Raw genomic sequence first — 15,391 nt, forward strand, 5'->3', positions numbered from 1 at the left:
GATTTCCTGTGCCTTTCGGACAAAGGGGAGCGGCGGGGTCCGCGCCCGGGTCAGGGCAGGCGGGAGAGCACCTCGGCGGTGAACTCGTCCGTGCCCGCGCTGCCGCCCAGGTCGGCCGTGCGCACGGGGGAGGAGGCCAGTACGGCGCGGACCGCGTCCATGACCTGCGCGCCCGCCTCGGGGTGGCCCAGGTGGTCGAGCATCATCGACGCCGACCAGATGGCCCCCAGCGGGTTGGCCAGTCCCTTGCCCGCGATGTCGGGCGCCGAGCCGTGCACGGGCTCGAACATCGACGGGTACTCGCGCTCGGGGTTGAGGTTGGCCGACGGCGCCACGCCGATACCGCCCGCCACGGCGGCGGCCAGGTCGCTGAGGATGTCGCCGAACAGGTTCGAGCCCACGATGACGTCGAACCGCGCCGGGTCCAGGACGATCTTGGCGGCCAGGGCGTCGATGTGCTCCTGCTCCCAGGCCACCTCCGGGTGGTGCGCCGCGCGCTCGGCCACCAGTTCGTCCCAGAACGGCATGGTGTGCACGATGCCGTTGGACTTGGTGGCCGAGGTCAGCCTCCCGCCGCGCCGTCCGGCCAGGGTGAAGGCGTGGTCGAGCACCCGCTCCACGCCCCTGCGGGTGAACACCGCCTCCTGGAGGGCCGCCTCGTACGGGGTGCCCTCGTGGACCCGGCCGCCCACGCGCGAGTACTCGCCCTCGTTGTTCTCGCGCACGACCACGAAGTCGACCTCGCCGGGCAGCGCCCGCGCGACCGGGCTGGGCACCCCCTCCAGGACGCTGATCGGCCGCAGGTTGACGTACTGCTGGAAGCCGCGGCGGATGGGGATGAGCAGCCCCCACAGCGACACGTGGTCGGGGACGCCGGGCCAGCCCACGGCGCCCAGCAGGACGGCGTCGTGGTGGCGGATCCGGTCCAGGCCGTCGTCGGGCATCATGGCGCCCTCGGCCAGGTAGCGCGCGCAGGACCAGTCGAACTCGTCGTAGGAGAAGGAGAGCGCGTGGTGGGCACCGACCCGGTCCAGGACGGCCCGGGCGGGCGGCAGGACCTCCTTGCCGATGCCGTCCCCGGGGATCGTGGCGACGCGGTAGTGCTTCATGGAGGTGTCCTTCCAAGGGGTGTTCGGGGTGTTCGGGGCCGACAGGGGGCCCGGAGCCCGGCCGGGGAGGGGCGTGCGGGGATCGCTGGGCGGGCGTGTCGGGGGGCCGGGATCAGGTGGGACGGGGGCCGCACCCGGGGCGTGCGAACCCCGCGTTCGGGACGCGGGGACCGCATCCGGCACGCCGAGGTCCGTGCTCAGGTCGCGGGACCCCCGCCCAGGAACGCACGCAGGTGCCGTGCCGTGTCCCCGGGCGCCTCCTCGGGCACGTAGTGGTCGCAGTCCAGCGCGTGGCCCCGCACGTCCCGGGCGTACCCGCTCCAGGCGCCCGGCACGTCGTAGTGGCGGCCCACGAAGCTGTGCCGCCCCCACAGCAGCAGGACCGGGCACTCCAGGCGGCGCCCGGCGTCGGCCCGGTCGTGCTCCAGGTCGATGGAGGCCGCCGCCCGGTAGTCCTCGCACGAGGCGTGGATCGCGGCGGGGTCGCGGAAGCAGCGCACGTACTCGTCCACGGCGGCGGGCGCGAAGGGGGCGCCGCCGTGGTGGCGCGCCTCCATCCGGGTGCGGACCCAGAAGTCCGGGTCCTGCCCGATGAGGTGTTCGGGGATGCCGTCGCCCGCCGCCAGGAAGAACCAGTGGTGGTACCCGAGGGCGAACTCGGCGTCGGCGTGCTCGAAGGCGTACCGGGTCGGCACGATGTCCAGCGCGCACAGCGCCGTCACCGCCTCCGGGTGGTCCAGGGCGAGGCGGTGGCCGACCCGGCCGCCGCGGTCGTGGCCCGCCACGGCGAAGGAGTCGAAGCCCAGCTCGCGCATGACGAGGTACTGGTCCCGCGCCATGGCCCGCTTGGCGTAGGGGGCGTGCCGCTCGTCGGAGGCGGGCTTGTCGCTGTCCCCGTAGCCGCGCAGGTCGGTCATGACCACAGTGAACCGGTCCGCCAGGAGCGGTGCGACGCGGTGCCAGATCAGGTGCGTCTGCGGGTAGCCGTGCAGCAGCAGGAGCGGCGGACCGTCCCCGCCCACGCGGACGTTGACGCGCACGCCCCCGGCGTCCACGGTGCGTCGGGCAAACCCGGAGGGAAAGAGGTCGCTCATGGGGGGATTCCAGCAGGCCGGGGGTGCGGACGTCCAAGACCGGCTGCCGATATCGTTGATAGGACCGGCCTATAAGGAGAAGTGGTGGACGTCCGGCAGCTGGAGTACTTCCTGGCCGTGGTCGACCACGGCGGGGTGAACCGGGCGGCCTCGGCCCTGTACCTGTCCCAGCCGTCCCTGTCGCAGGCGGTCCGGGCCCTGGAACGCGACCTGGGCAGCGACCTCTTCCACCGCATCGGCCGCCGCGTGGTGCTGACCGAGGCGGGCCGTGCGCTGATCGAGCCCGCCCGCGAGGCGGTGCGCGCCCTGGACCTGGCCCGTTCGGCGGTCGAGTCGGTCCGGGGGCTGCGCGGCGGCCGGGTGGACGTGGCCGTGCTGCCCACCCAGGCGATCGAGCCGCTGACCGGCCTGGTGGCGGGCTTCACCCGGCGCCACCCGGAGGTGTCGGTGTCGGTCCGGAGCGCGCTGACCACGCGCGACGCCGTCGAGATGGTGCGCACCGGCGCCTGCGAACTCGGTGTGGTGGCCACCTCCGGGCCGTTCACGGGAACGGGGGTGCGCGCCCATCCGCTGGTGTGCCAGAGCTTCGTGCTGCTCGCCCCGCCCGACGGGCCCTTCGCCGCCGGGGAGACTGTGCGCGCCGAGCGGCTGGAGGGCCAGCGGCTGATCGTGGGGCAGCACGGCTCGGGCATGCGCCGGTTCGTCGACGAACTGGTCGCGGACGGCCTGGACGCCCGGGTCGCCGTGGAGAGCGAGCACCGGGTGTCCCTCCTGCCGCTGGTGCTGGGCGGGGCCGGGATCGCGGTGGTCACCGACGCCTGGCGGGACCTGGCCGAGCGGGCCGGGGCGCTGGTGCTGGGTCTGGAGCCCACCGGTCACCTGCACGTGTCCCTGATCAGCAGGAGGGGGCCGCTCACCGCGGCCGCGGAGGCGTTCGTGGCCCACGCGGTGGACTGACCGCGCCTTCCGCCACCCGGCCACGCGGCCGACCGGGGCCGTGCCCGGCCGGGCGGGTGCTCAGCCGGTCATGTCGAAGGCGGAGACCACCCTGGTCGGGCGCAGCCGCACCGCGAGTTCGCCGGGGACGCCGTTGCGCCGCCCGAACTCCTCGGCCCGCTCGGGCCCCACGTACCGGCGGGCGATCGCGGTCGCGGTGCGCACCAGCTCGTCGGGGTCCTCGGAGACGACGGCCTCGCCCTGCACCTGCACGAAGGCGTACGGCGGCTCGGGCAGGTCCACGGTGAGCGCCACCCTGGGGTCGCGCGCGATGGAGCGGCCCTTCGCGGTGGAGGCCCCGGTGTTGAAGACGATGTCGCCGTCCTCGACGACGAACCACACCGGCGCCGCCAGCGGCCGTCCGTCCGAGGCGGTGTAGGCGAGCATCCCGGTACGGGTGCCCTGGAGCAGGAAGTCGCGGACCCGCGGGTCGGAGAGAGAAGTCACGGCCCCACGCTAGTGCGCGGGCCGCCGACCCTCCAGGGGACACGGCGCCGGGCCGCCCGCGTGTCGGCGCGTTCCCGCGTGTCGGAACCGGTCCCGCCGGGGCGGTGCGGTCAGACCCGCGACGGGACGTGGGCGTCGGCGCGGGTCGGACCCGAGAACACCGCCTCCAGGGCCAGCCCCAGCTCCTCGCCGACGGCCTCGGCGGGGGAGTCGGGCGCGGGGGCGAGCACGGGCCGCGCCGCCAGCAGGGCGCGGGCCAGCCGCTCCTGCCGGTCCAGGCGCGCCGCGGCGTCCGCCGTCGCCGCGCCCGTTAGTGAGGCGCCCGGTCGGGTGGGCGCCGGTGCCGGTGCCGGAACCGGTTCCAGGGCGGATCCGTCCGGCGCGGTGTAGCCCGTGCACCAGCGCAGCCTCCCGCCAGCCCGCGCGGGGGCGTCGGCGTGCGTGACCACCAGCGAGTCCACCCCGCCGGTGGCGGCGAGCGCGTACCGGTGCGCCACCGCGTCGAAGTGCCCGACCCGGAACGCCCCCTGCCACGGGTGCGCGCCGTTGTGCGCCTCGGTCAGCACCGCGCCCAGTCCCGGGTCCTCGGCCACGAGCGGGCCCGCGCCGTGCCGGGTGGTGTAGGCGCGCACCACACCGATACGGCGGGCGTCGCCGGGGCGTCCGGCCTCGGCCAGGAGCGCGAGCGGGTTCGCGGTGGTCGTCGTGGACCAGGTGGTGTACGGGTGGAACCCGTGCCACTCGTCCAGCAGCACCCCCTGCGCCCCCTCGAACACCACGGGGGAGCGGGCGAGCAGCCGGGGCAGGTGGTCCTCGTCCACCAACCGCACCCGCCGTGCGAAGGCCAGGTAGGCCTCGACGCACTCCTCGACGTCGGGGCAGGCCTCGGGCCGGGGCCCGACGCCGAGGCTCGTTTCCCCGGACCCTGCCGCCGTGTCCCCGAACCGGGTTCCCGCGCCCGTGGTGCCCGGCGCGGTCCGCGCCGCGCCCGGGGGCTCCAGGGCGCGGCGCACCGCGTGCAGGTGGTCGGCCAGGCGGCGCAGCTTGCGGCGCAGTACGTCCGGCCGCGCGCAGTCGCCGGCGGTCGGCGCGTCCTCGGGGCGGGCCAGGGCGTAGGCCACGGTCTCGCCCACCCCCATCCCGCAGGAGCCGTGCCGGGCCTCGCCCCGCGCCCGCTCCCGCGTCTGGTTGGCCGCCCGGTGCCACGGCGTGCTGATCAGCGCACGGCGGTCCACGGTGACCAGTGCGAACGGGTCGGGCACGCCGAGCGATGCCAGGTGCCCGGCCTCGGCGGCCAGGGCGAAGGGGTCCACCACCATCAGCCGCGACAGGTGCGTGGGCACCGGGCCGCCGGGGGCCAGCGTGCCCGAGCCGAACTGCGCGAACGTGTGGTGGCGGCCGTCGGGGGCCACCACGTTGTGCGCGGCCTGGGCGCCCCCGTTGGCGCGCACGACGGCGCCGAAGCGCCGCCGCGCGCACAGCAGGTCGACCGTCACGCCCTTGCCCGCGTCACCGAACCCCAGGTCGACGACGACGGCGTTCCCGTCGGCCCACGGGGTGGTCGCGCCGGTCACAGCCGGTCCACCCCGCCCGCGTCGGCCGGGCCGCCGAGCCCGCCCGGGGCGTCGGCCACGACCACGGAGCCGCGGCTCGCGGACAGCGTCCGCAGCGCCCTGCCCACCGCCTCGCCCGCGTCCGAGCCCGCCTCGGCCAGGTCGGCCAGACCCCTCTCCAGGTCGATGGCCTCCTCGGCGAGCCCGACGGTGACCGCGATGGTCTCCGACACCGCGTCGAGGTCGTCCAGGTAGATGACGTTCTGGCCCATGTGGGTGTCCCAGAAGCCGCGGACCTTGTCGTTGTGGAAGTGCCCGCTGCCGGTCGGCATGATGAAGTACACCTCGAAGCTGCGCCGCAGCTCGGCCAGGATCCGCGGGAACGGGATGTCCTCGGTGAGGTCGTCGCCGATCACCTCGCGCACCTCCCGCGCCTTGACCGCCCCGTAGGCCATCTCGTCGCCGATGACGAAGAGGTGGCCGCGCCGCCCGCGCTTCTCCAGGCAGTCCATGGAGGTGTGCCGGGCCATGAAGTACATGGCCAGCTCGTAGGACTCCGTCACCTGGCCGCCACCGCCGCCCTCCAGCAGGATGTTGCCCAGGTCGTCCTCCAGCTCGTTGCCGGACTCGAACTGGCCGACCTGGAGCGGGGCCCGGTCGCAGGTGGCGTCGCCGATCGCACCGAAGAGGATCTGCGGGTCCTGCACGTAGCCCTTGCGCAGCAGCAGGCCGAACAGGTCGGGCAGCTTGGTCTGCAGCACGCGCGGCACGTTGCGCATGGACCCGGTGACGTCGAAGAGCACCGAGATGGCCAGCGACTCGGGGTGCTCGGCGGAGTCGCGGCTCTCGCGCACGCCCACCCCGTGGGGGTCGAGGCTGTCGTGGACCCGCCAGGAGCTGCGCGGGGTCGAGGCGAGCACGTCGTCGGTGTAGCCGAAGCTGCTGGAGCCGACGGAGGAGTTGTAGGCCTGACGCGCGTGGTAGGCGTCGGTGGACCAGTGGCTGCTTCCCATGGGGGTTCTCCTTGGAACGGGGTGGGCGGACCGGGCCGCCGGGGTCGGGGGCGGGGATCGGGGGGACGGGGTCAGGCTTCGGCGGCCGGTGCCGGGTCCGGCATGGTGAAGGGGCGGAACCGGCGCGGCCCGTAGAGGCGCTCCAGCACCTCGTCGAGCTCGCCGAGCAGGGCGAACCCGTCTCGGGGCCGCCGCTCGGGAGCGGGCAGGGTGCAGCCGCGGGCGAAGGCCCGCAGCTGCCGGGGCAGGCGGCCCGCGGTCACGTACTCCACGCACCGGGTCGCCATGTGGATGTCGGTCTGGGCCAGCGCGGGGCGGCGGGCGGCCACCTCGGGCGGGTAGAGGTCCTCGCGGCCGGGCACCATCGCCGGGACGTGCGGCGCGGTGCGCGGGGCGTGCGCCGTCACCGAGTAGCACCAGTCGACCAGGACCAGGCCGTGCTCGGCCGGGTGGACCATCACGTGTTCGGGCACGACCGCGCCGTGCACCACCCCCGCCCGCGCGGCGTTGCCGACGGCGACCAGCAGCCGCCGCCACATCCACGCCGCGTCGCGCGGGTCGACGCCGTCGGGATGGGCGCGGCGCACCTCGGCCAGGGTGTGGAAGCCGCGCAGCCGCCCCAGGATGTTGGCCCGCCGCTCCACGCCCGTGGCGGCGTCGCGGTGCTTGAAGGACTCCACCAGTTCGGGGACGAAGGCCCGGTAGCGCTCGTGGCCGTGCTCCCGGACGCGGCGCAGCGCGGTCGCCTCGGCCTCCAGCAGGTCGTTGTCGCGCGGGGCGCGGGGCAGCTTGAGCACCGCGTCGCGCCACTCCGGGGCCCGGTAGCGCACCGGGTACAGGTCGGCCACGTCGCCCCGGGCCAACCGTTCCCGGCCGACCCGGTAGGCGTGCGCGCCGGTGGCCAGGGTGAGGTCGTCCACGCGCAGGTCGCCCGCGGCCATCGCCCGGTACAGGTCCCACAGCTCGGAGAGCCTGGCGAAGGGAACGGTGCCGCTTCCGGGCGGCGCCGTGTCGGGGTGCAGCGCGCGGGCGAGCCCGCGGTGGCGGGCCGTGGCGGCCGGGGGCACGCCGCCGCCCTCGGGCAGCGGGCCGAACAGCTCCACGGGGTCGCCGGCCAGGGCGACCTGGCGCTCGGCGTCCTCGAAGGCGGGACCGGTGGCCGTCATCGGACTCCTCTCGGGGGTCACTGCGTGCTCCGCAGCAGGGGAGGGTGCAGCAGGGCGGCGCCGCCCGCCCGGTAGAGCCGGGCCCGCCGCCCGCCGCCCGCGCCGCCGCGTTCGGCGAGTTCCCCGGTGTCCTCCACGAACCCGGGGGCGGCGAGGATCTTGCGGTGGAAGTTGGCCGCGTGCAGGGACTGGCCCCACACGGCCTCGTACACCTCGCGCAGCGCCGTGATGGTGAAGGCGGGCGGCAGGAAGGCCGTGGCCAGCGGGGTGTACTCCAGCTTGGAGCGGGCGCGCTCGACGGCGTCGGCCAGGACGCGGCCGTGGTCGAAGGCCAGGTCGAGCCCGGCGCGGGCGCCGTCGCCGTGGCCGAGGTCGCGCCAGGGGACCCAGGCGGCCTCCTCGGTGTCCCGGCCGGTGTGCGGGTCGGGCAGGTCGGGGGCCAGCAGGACGTAGGCGACCGAGAAGACGCGCATGCGCGGGTCCCGGTCCCGGGCGCCGTAGGTGCCGAGCTGCTCCAGGTGCAGCTCGGTGGGCAGCAGGGTCTTCTCCGAGAGCACGCGCAGGGCGGCGTCGGGCAGGTCGGGGTCGGCGGGGCCGTCCGGTCCGTCCTGGGCCCGGACGAACCCGCCCGGCAGCGCCCACCAGCCGCGCTGGGGGTGGGCGGCGCGCCGCGTCAGCAGCACGTGCGGCGCGCCCGACCGGATGGTGAGGGCGACGACGTCGACGGTGACCGCGGCCGGGGCGAACGCGTGCGGGTCGTAGTCGGCGAGGAACCGGCTCTCGCCGTCCTCGCGCCGCGGATCGGCCACGTGCGCCTCCAGTTGTTCTCAGTAAGAGTATTTCTCGAACTGAGAGCAACTTAGCACGCGTTCGGCGTCCCGTCCATCCCTTTTCTCCGGCACGCGAAGGCGGCGCGCGGTCCCGGGCCGTGCGGCCGCGCCCGGTCGGGCGGCTACGCTCGCGACAGGGCGGCCCGCGGACGCGGCGGGTTCCGGCCCGGCCGGTGCCCCGGGGCGGACACGCCCGGGCGGTCCGGAGGCGGACGTCGTCGCCCGCCGCTAGCATGTGTGCGAACGGACGTTCGAGAAGACAAGGGTGAGGCGCGTGCGCGTGTTGGGGATCGACCCCGGACTGACCCGGTGCGGTGTCGCCGCCGTCGACGGCGCCATCGGCCGGCCGCTCACCCTGCTCGGCGCCGACGCCGTGCGCACCAGCCCCGACACCGACCTGCCCCACCGGCTCGTGGGCATCGAGCGCGGCATCGAGGAGTGGCTGGACCGCTACCGGCCCGACGCCGTCGCCGTCGAGCGCGTCTTCGCCCAGCACAACCTCAGCACCGTCATGGGCACCGCCCAGGCCAGCGGCATCGCCCTGGTCTGCGCCGCCCGCCGCGGCCTGCCCGTGGCCATGCACACCCCCAGTGAGGCCAAGGCCGCCATCACCGGCAACGGCCGCGCCGACAAGGCGCAGGTCGGCACCATGGTGGCGCGTATCCTCGGACTCGACGGGCCCCCCAAGCCCGCCGACGCGGCCGACGCCGTCGCCCTGGCCATCTGCCACATCTGGCGCGGCGGGGCCCAGGCCCGCGTCGCCCAGGCCCAGCAGGACTTCGCCCGCAAGGTGGAACTGGCCCGCCGCACCCGCGGCCGCTAGCGCCCCGCCCCCAGGAAGGAGAGGGGTACCGTCCCCGGTGCCCACACCAGATGATCGCGTTCCTCACCGGCCGGGTGGCCGCACGCGGCGCGGGCACCGCCGTCATCGACGTCGGCGGGGTCGGCATGACCGTGCAGTGCACGCCCTCCGCGCTCTCGCGCCTGCACGTGGGCGAGACCGGGACCGTGGCCACCAGCCTCGTCGTGCGCGAGGAGTCCCTGACCCTGTTCGGGTTCGCCGACGACGACGAGAAGCACCTGTTCGAGCAGCTCCAGACCGCCTCCGGGGTCGGTCCCCGACTGGCCCTGGCCATGCTCTCGGTCCACAGCCCCTCCAGCCTGCGCCACGCCGTGTCCACCGAGGACACCACCGCCCTCACCCGCGTACCCGGCATCGGCAGGAAGGGGGCCCAGCGCATCGTCCTGGAACTGCGGGGCAAGCTCGACGCGCCCGTGCTCACCGACGGCACCCTGCCCGGGGCCGAGGCCGCCGCGTCCGGGAACGAACCCCGCGGCGCCTGGCGCGGACAGGTGGTCTCCGGCCTGGTCAACCTCGGCTGGTCGGCCAAGGACGCCGAGGCCGCCGCCTCCGCCGTGGCGACCGAGGCCGAGCACACCGACGACGTCGCCGTCCTGCTGCGCAGCGCCCTGCGCAGGCTCAGCCGCGCCTAGGAACAGGGAGGACCCCCGTGTACGACTTCCACGAGGAAGACCCCGGCGGCTCGGCCCCCGGCGGGTCCCCGCCCTACGAGCGCGACGCGGTCTCGCCCGACGCGGGTACGGACGAGCGCCAGATCGAGGGCGCCCTGCGCCCCCGGGCCCTGGACGAGTTCGTCGGCCAGGAACGCGTGCGCGAGCAGCTCTCCCTGGTGCTGCACAGCGCCAGGCGGCGCAACCGGGCGCCCGACCACATCCTGATGTCCGGCGGTCCGGGCCTGGGCAAGACCACCCTGGCCATGATCATCGCCGCCGAGATGGGGGCCCCGCTGCGCATCACCTCGGGCCCGGCCATCGAGCGCTCCGGGGACCTGGCCGCCGTGCTCTCCACCCTCCAGGAGGGCGAGGTGCTCTTCCTGGACGAGATCCACCGCATGGCCCGCCCCGCCGAGGAGATGCTCTACGTCGCGATGGAGGACTTCCGGGTCGACGTCGTGGTCGGCAAGGGGCCCGGCGCCACCGCCATCCCGTTGGACATCGCGCCGTTCACGCTGGTCGGGGCCACCACCCGGGCGGGAATGCTGCCCGCACCCCTGCGCGACCGCTTCGGGTTCACCGCGCACATGGACTTCTACACCCCCGAGGAGCTGGAGCTGATCCTCCAGCGCTCGGCGGGCCTGCTCGGCGCGCCCCTGGACGCGGACGCCGCCGTGGAGATCGCCGGACGCTCGCGCGGCACCCCCCGGATCGCCAACCGGCTGCTGCGCCGGGTGCGCGACTACGCCGAGGTGCGCGGGGACGGACGGCTGTCGCTGGCCACCGCCCGCGCGGCCCTCGAACTCTACGAGGTGGACGAACTTGGCATGGACCGGCTGGACCGCGCCATCCTCGACGTGCTCATGAGACGGTTCCGCGGCGGCCCGGTCGGCCTGTCCACGCTGGCGGTGTCGGTGGGGGAGGAGGCCGAGACGGTGGAGACCGTCGCCGAGCCCTTCCTGGTCCGCTCCGGCTTCCTGGCCCGCACTCCGCGCGGCCGGGTGGCCACCCCGCAGGCCTGGGCGCACATGGGGCTCACTCCGCCGCCGGACGCGGCCTTCGGCGCGGCGGCGGCCAACGGCGGCATCACGGGTAACTCCGCTCCCGCGGGCAACGCGGGTAACAACGGTACGGCGAGTCCCTGAGCAGTGCGTCTGACACCGGGCCCCGATCCGGGCACAATGGATTCCGGCCGCGCGGATCGGGGACGAACCGTTAACACTCCGATCTCATCCGGTGGGATACCGGTGACCCACGCCACGTAAGCTGGGACGAAACAGCCGATACGGGGCAAGACTCCGTACGTGTCGTTCGACACCGGTGGAACGAGTCGGCCCTCTGGCGCGTTGTACGTGCCGGACAGGTCCGGACCACGCGGTTCGTGCCGATGCGAAGAAGGTGGCCGTCGCGGTGTCCGATCCGACAGCCGTCGGCCACACGACGAAACGTCAGGAAGGACGCCCCCGTGCAGGGCCTTTACCACCTCGCTGCCGAAGGAGAGCCCACGGGCGGACTCTTTGGCATGCTGTTCCCGTTCCTGCTGATCCTCGTGGTGTTCTGGCTGCTGTTCTGGCGCCCGGCCCAGAAGCGCCGTCAGCAGGAGACGCAGATGCACAACGCCCTGGTCCCCGGTGTCGAGGTGATGACCAAGGCCGGTATCTTCGCCACCGTCGTCGAGATCCACGAGCAGGACGTCCTGCTGGAGATCGCGCCCGGGACCCGCATCCGCATGCTCAAGGCCGGTGTCGGAGAGGTCGTCACCCCGGCCGCCGACGACACCCCGGTGGAGGACCGCCCCGACTTCGGCGACGACGACAAGCCCAAGGGCTAGGCGTACCTCCTCGGGCCTCCGCTCCGCTTCGGCCCAGGTCCGGGCGCCCAGAGCGCGGGAACCTCCGGCGCCTCCGGTGAGACGGCTCGTTCCCCGCAGCCTCACCTCCGGCGCCTCCAGAGCCCCGCGGGCGCCCGAACTCCCCGGGCCTTCGCTCCCCGCGCGGTGAGCGGACGGCCCGCCCGTCGCCAGCCGGGGCGTTCCGCGCCGAGGAGGGCCACCGCCCTCGACCGCGCGCGGTACTTTCCCGGTTCGCGCGCGCCCGACCCCGGTACCGGCTCCCGCACGGGAGCCGGTACCGCCGTGTCCGGCCCGACGCGGACCGCCGCCGCGTCGCCCCGGCCCCATCGGTCCCGACACACGAGAACCCAGCAGAAGGCCCATCCCACATGCCCGACGACACCGCCACCGCGGCGCCCGTCCCGAGCCCGGAGCTCATCCGGGCGCACATCCGCGACATCCCCGACTTCCCGAAGCCCGGCGTCCTGTTCAAGGACATCACGCCGCTGCTCAACCACCGGGAGGCCTTCGCCGCCGCCGTGGAGGGCCTCGCCGCCCCCTTCCGCGCCGCCGGGGTCGACCACGTGGTCGGACTGGAGGCGCGCGGGTTCATCTTCGGCGCCCCGGTCGCCATGGCGCTGGGCTCCGGCTTCGTCCCCGCGCGCAAAGCCGGGAAACTGCCCTCACGGACCATCGGGCAGGCCTATGATCTGGAGTACGGCACCGCGACCGTCGAGATCCACGCCGACGCGGTCTCCCCGGGCAGCCGTGTGCTGATCGTCGACGACGTCCTCGCCACCGGCGGCACCGGCAGGGCCGCGGTGGACCTGGTCCGCAAGGCGGGTGGTACGGTCGTGGGATTCTCCGTCCTGATGGAGCTCTCCGCGCTCCGGGGACGGGACAGGGTGCCCGACGTGGAGCTGCACACCCTCCTCACGGTCTGATCCGGCCGACCCGCGCCGCAGCCGACGCCCCTCCCCACGGGGGAATGCGCGAAGGCCCGTCATCGTTGACGTACTCCACCACCGGGGGTGAGCCCCCGGTGGCCAGTGTCACATCCGCCGCCGGGTGCGGCGGGAGCGGGGAGGCCGAGGCCGTTCCCGACGGGAACGGCCCCACTAGACTGGTGGGAGAGGTACCGCGGCGGCCACGTCACGACTGGCCCTGACGACACACGTGCACCGGTGGAGCCGGGCGGCGCTGACGGCGCCCGCGCGACCGGACGGATCCGCGGGAGGTAGGCATGCCAAGCGAAGTGGTCTCGACCGGGGCGGTACCGACGGACGAGACGCGGCGGGACGCCTCCCAGGAACCGCGACCGGACGCGCCCCAGGGGCACGCGGACGGTACCGGCGCGCGGGACGCCGCCACAAGACCACAGGGAGACCGGCCGGAGGGCGCCGCGAACGGAGCGGCGCCCTCCGACGTCTCCGGAGCGGGGGCCACGCGGCAGCCGTCCCCCTCCACCACGCCCTCCACGGTGCGAGTACGCAGAAGGCTCGCCCGACTCGGCGCCCAGCGGGGAGTGACGATGAACCCGGTGCTCGAACCACTGATCAAGACAGTGCGGGCCACCCATCCCAAGGTGGACGTGCGGCTGGTCGAGCGCGCCTACGAGGTCGCCGCCCACCACCACCGCGACCAGAAGCGCAAGAGCGGCGACCCCTACATCACCCACCCGCTCGCCGTCGCCACGATCCTCGCCGAGCTGGGCATGCAGGAGGCCACCCTGGCCGCCGCCCTCCTGCACGACACCGTCGAGGACACCGACTACTCCCTCGGTGAGCTGCGCTCGGACTTCGGCGACGAGATCGCCGAGCTGGTCGACGGGGTCACCAAGCTCGACAAGGTCAAGTACGGCGAGGCCACCCAGGCCGAGACCGTGCGCAAGATGGTCGTGGCCATGGCCCGCGACATCCGCGTGCTGGTCATCAAGCTGTGCGACCGGCTGCACAACATGCGGACCCTGCGCTACCTGCCCTCCCGCGCCAAACGTGAGAAGAAGGCCCGCGAGACCCTGGAGATCTTCGCCCCCCTCGCCCACCGGCTGGGCATGAACACCATCAAGTGGGAGCTGGAGGACCTGGCCTTCGCCACCCTCTACCCCAAGCGCTTCGACGAGATCGCCCGCCTGGTGTCCGAGCGCGCCCCGCGCCGCGACGTCTACCTCCAGGAGGTCATCGAGGCGGTCTCGGCCGACCTGCGCGAGTCCAAGCTCAAGGCCACCGTGCGCGGGCGGCCCAAGCACTACTACTCGATCTACCAGAAGATGATCGCCCGCAACTGCGGCTTCGACGAGATCTACGACCTCATCGCCGTGCGGGTCCTGGTGGACAGCGTCCGCGACTGCTACGCGGCCCTGGGGACCATCCACGCGCGGTGGAACCCGGTGCCCGGCCGGTTCAAGGACTACATCGCGATGCCCAAGTTCAACATGTACCAGTCGCTGCACACGACGGTCATAGGGCCCTCGGGCAACCCGGTCGAGCTCCAGATCCGCACGCGCGCGATGCACCGGCGCGCCGAGTACGGCATCGCCGCGCACTGGAAGTACAAGGAGGACCGGGGCAACGGGGGCGAGGGCAAGCACCGGGGCGGCTCCGACATGCAGTGGCTGCGCCAGCTCATCGACTGGCAGCAGGAGACCAAGGACCCGGGCGAGTTCCTGGAGTCGCTGCGCTTCGACCTGTCGGTGCAGGAGGTGTTCGTCTTCACCCCGGGCGGCGACGTCATCTCGCTGCCCCAGGGCGCCACCGCCGTGGACTTCGCCTACGCGGTGCACACCGAGGTCGGCCACCGCACCGTGGGCGCCCGCATCAACGGCCGCCTGGTGCCGCTGGAGAACGAGCTGCACAACGGCGAGACGGTGGAGATCCTCACCTCCAAGACGCCCGACGCCGGACCCAGCCGCGACTGGCTGAACTTCGTCAAGAGCGCCCGGGCCCGCAACAAGATCCGGCACTGGTTCACCAAGGAGCGCCGCGAGGCCGCCATCGAGCAGGGCAAGGACGAGATCGCCAAGGTCATGCGCAAGCAGGAGCTTCCGGTCAAGCGCCTGTTCAGCGGTGAGGCGATCATCGGCCTGGCCAGCGACCTGCGCTACCCGGACGTGGACTCGCTGTACGCGGCCGTGGGGGAGCGCCAGGTCAGCGCCCAGCACGTGGTCGGCAAGCTCGTCGACTCCATGGGCGGCCTGGAGAGCCACACCGAGGACATCGCCGAGTCGGCGCTGCCCACCAAGGCGGCCACCCGCCAGCGCCAGCACGGCAACCCGGGCGTGGTCGTGGAGGGCGACGCCGACGTGTGGGCGCGCCTGTCCAAGTGCTGTACCCCCGTGCCGGGCGACGAGATCGTCGGCTTCGTGACGCGGGGCAACGGGGTGTCGGTGCACCGCCGGGACTGCGTGAACACCGCGACGCTGGACACCGATCGCATGGTCAAGGTGGAGTGGTCGCCCACCGAGGACTCGATGTTCCTGGTGGCGCTGCACGTGGAGGCGCTGGACCGGTCCCGGCTGCTGTCGGACATCACGCGGGTGCTGAGCGACCAGCACGTCAACATCCTGTCCGCGACCGTCCAGACCAGCCGCGACCGCGTGGCGCAGAGCCGCTTCACCTTCGAGATGGCCGACCCCGCCCACCTGGGCAGCGTGCTGCGCGCGGTGCGGGGTGTGGACGGCGTCTACGACGTCTTCCGCGTCCGCAACTGACCCCGCCGGACGGCGGGGGGAGGGGCCGCGGGCACGGCGGGCAGGGCGGTCCCGGCGCCGCGCGGACGCGAGCGGGCGGGACACGGCCGGGCTCCGGGCGCCCGGGCAGGGAGCCCGGGGCCCGTGCG

The 15,391-nt window shown here is 74.2% G+C and carries 14 protein-coding genes; 7 read left to right on the top strand and 7 right to left on the bottom strand.

Annotation, left to right across the window (positions count from 1 at the left end; translation table 11 throughout):
• Window positions 1-50: 50 nt before the first annotated feature.
• Both HGB44_RS08325 and HGB44_RS08330 read right to left on the bottom strand, forming a co-directional pair.
• Window positions 51-1,109 (bottom strand): tartrate dehydrogenase, encoded by a 1,059-nt coding sequence (locus HGB44_RS08325; RefSeq protein ID WP_061078423.1) that lies wholly within the window; start codon window positions 1,107-1,109, stop codon window positions 51-53.
• Between the two features lie 197 nt (window positions 1,110-1,306).
• Entirely contained in the window at window positions 1,307-2,203 is an 897-nt protein-coding gene (locus HGB44_RS08330; protein WP_061078424.1) for an alpha/beta fold hydrolase, read from the bottom strand.
• A gap of 84 nt (window positions 2,204-2,287) precedes the next feature.
• Here HGB44_RS08330 and HGB44_RS08335 point away from each other — a divergent pair, with 84 nt between their 5' ends.
• Window positions 2,288-3,160: a LysR family transcriptional regulator gene (locus tag HGB44_RS08335; protein ID WP_061078425.1), complete on the top strand. Its 873-nt coding sequence runs from the start codon at window positions 2,288-2,290 to the stop codon at window positions 3,158-3,160.
• Between the two features lie 60 nt (window positions 3,161-3,220).
• On the opposite strand, the gene HGB44_RS08340 is transcribed toward HGB44_RS08335, so the two are convergent.
• The 5 genes from HGB44_RS08340 to HGB44_RS08360 all read right to left on the bottom strand — a co-directional run bounded on the left by HGB44_RS08340 (window position 3,221) and on the right by HGB44_RS08360 (window position 8,187).
• Window positions 3,221-3,646, bottom strand: a complete 426-nt coding sequence (locus HGB44_RS08340) for a PPOX class F420-dependent oxidoreductase (RefSeq protein WP_061078426.1) — start codon at window positions 3,644-3,646, stop codon at window positions 3,221-3,223.
• Between the two features lie 110 nt (window positions 3,647-3,756).
• Window positions 3,757-5,220 (bottom strand): adenylosuccinate synthetase, encoded by a 1,464-nt coding sequence (locus tag HGB44_RS08345; RefSeq protein ID WP_061078427.1) that lies wholly within the window; start codon window positions 5,218-5,220, stop codon window positions 3,757-3,759.
• Window positions 5,217-6,212: a hypothetical protein gene (locus HGB44_RS08350; protein ID WP_061078428.1), complete on the bottom strand. Its 996-nt coding sequence runs from the start codon at window positions 6,210-6,212 to the stop codon at window positions 5,217-5,219. The genes HGB44_RS08345 and HGB44_RS08350 overlap by 4 nt, the downstream gene beginning before the upstream one ends.
• 71 nt (window positions 6,213-6,283) lie before the next feature.
• Window positions 6,284-7,378 carry a hypothetical protein gene (locus HGB44_RS08355; protein ID WP_061078429.1) on the bottom strand — a complete coding sequence of 365 codons (1,095 nt, stop codon included), beginning with the start codon at window positions 7,376-7,378 and terminating at the stop codon, window positions 6,284-6,286.
• A 17-nt stretch (window positions 7,379-7,395) separates the two neighbouring features.
• Window positions 7,396-8,187: an NUDIX hydrolase gene (locus HGB44_RS08360; protein ID WP_061078430.1), complete on the bottom strand. Its 792-nt coding sequence runs from the start codon at window positions 8,185-8,187 to the stop codon at window positions 7,396-7,398.
• A 295-nt stretch (window positions 8,188-8,482) separates the two neighbouring features.
• Between HGB44_RS08360 and ruvC the strand changes: the two genes are divergently transcribed.
• The 6 genes from ruvC (at window position 8,483) to HGB44_RS08390 (ending at window position 15,263) form a co-directional block, all read left to right on the top strand.
• Window positions 8,483-9,031 (top strand): crossover junction endodeoxyribonuclease RuvC, encoded by a 549-nt coding sequence (gene ruvC / locus HGB44_RS08365; RefSeq protein ID WP_061078431.1) that lies wholly within the window; start codon window positions 8,483-8,485, stop codon window positions 9,029-9,031.
• A gap of 50 nt (window positions 9,032-9,081) precedes the next feature.
• Window positions 9,082-9,702 (top strand): Holliday junction branch migration protein RuvA, encoded by a 621-nt coding sequence (ruvA, locus tag HGB44_RS08370; RefSeq protein ID WP_061078432.1) that lies wholly within the window; start codon window positions 9,082-9,084, stop codon window positions 9,700-9,702.
• A 17-nt stretch (window positions 9,703-9,719) separates the two neighbouring features.
• Window positions 9,720-10,868: a Holliday junction branch migration DNA helicase RuvB gene (gene ruvB, locus HGB44_RS08375; RefSeq protein ID WP_061078433.1), complete on the top strand. Its 1,149-nt coding sequence runs from the start codon at window positions 9,720-9,722 to the stop codon at window positions 10,866-10,868.
• A gap of 377 nt (window positions 10,869-11,245) precedes the next feature.
• Entirely contained in the window at window positions 11,246-11,554 is a 309-nt protein-coding gene (yajC, locus tag HGB44_RS08380; RefSeq protein WP_061078434.1) for a preprotein translocase subunit YajC, read from the top strand.
• 389 nt (window positions 11,555-11,943) lie between these two features.
• Window positions 11,944-12,498 carry an adenine phosphoribosyltransferase gene (locus HGB44_RS08385; RefSeq protein WP_061078435.1) on the top strand — a complete coding sequence of 185 codons (555 nt, stop codon included), beginning with the start codon at window positions 11,944-11,946 and terminating at the stop codon, window positions 12,496-12,498.
• 587 nt (window positions 12,499-13,085) lie between these two features.
• Complete coding sequence (locus HGB44_RS08390) at window positions 13,086-15,263, top strand: RelA/SpoT family protein (RefSeq protein ID WP_061078436.1); 2,178 nt, start codon at window positions 13,086-13,088, stop codon at window positions 15,261-15,263.
• Window positions 15,264-15,391: the final 128 nt, after the last annotated feature.

This window comes from Nocardiopsis alborubida (genome assembly GCF_012396365.1).
GTDB lineage: Bacteria > Actinomycetota > Actinomycetes > Streptosporangiales > Streptosporangiaceae > Nocardiopsis > Nocardiopsis alborubida.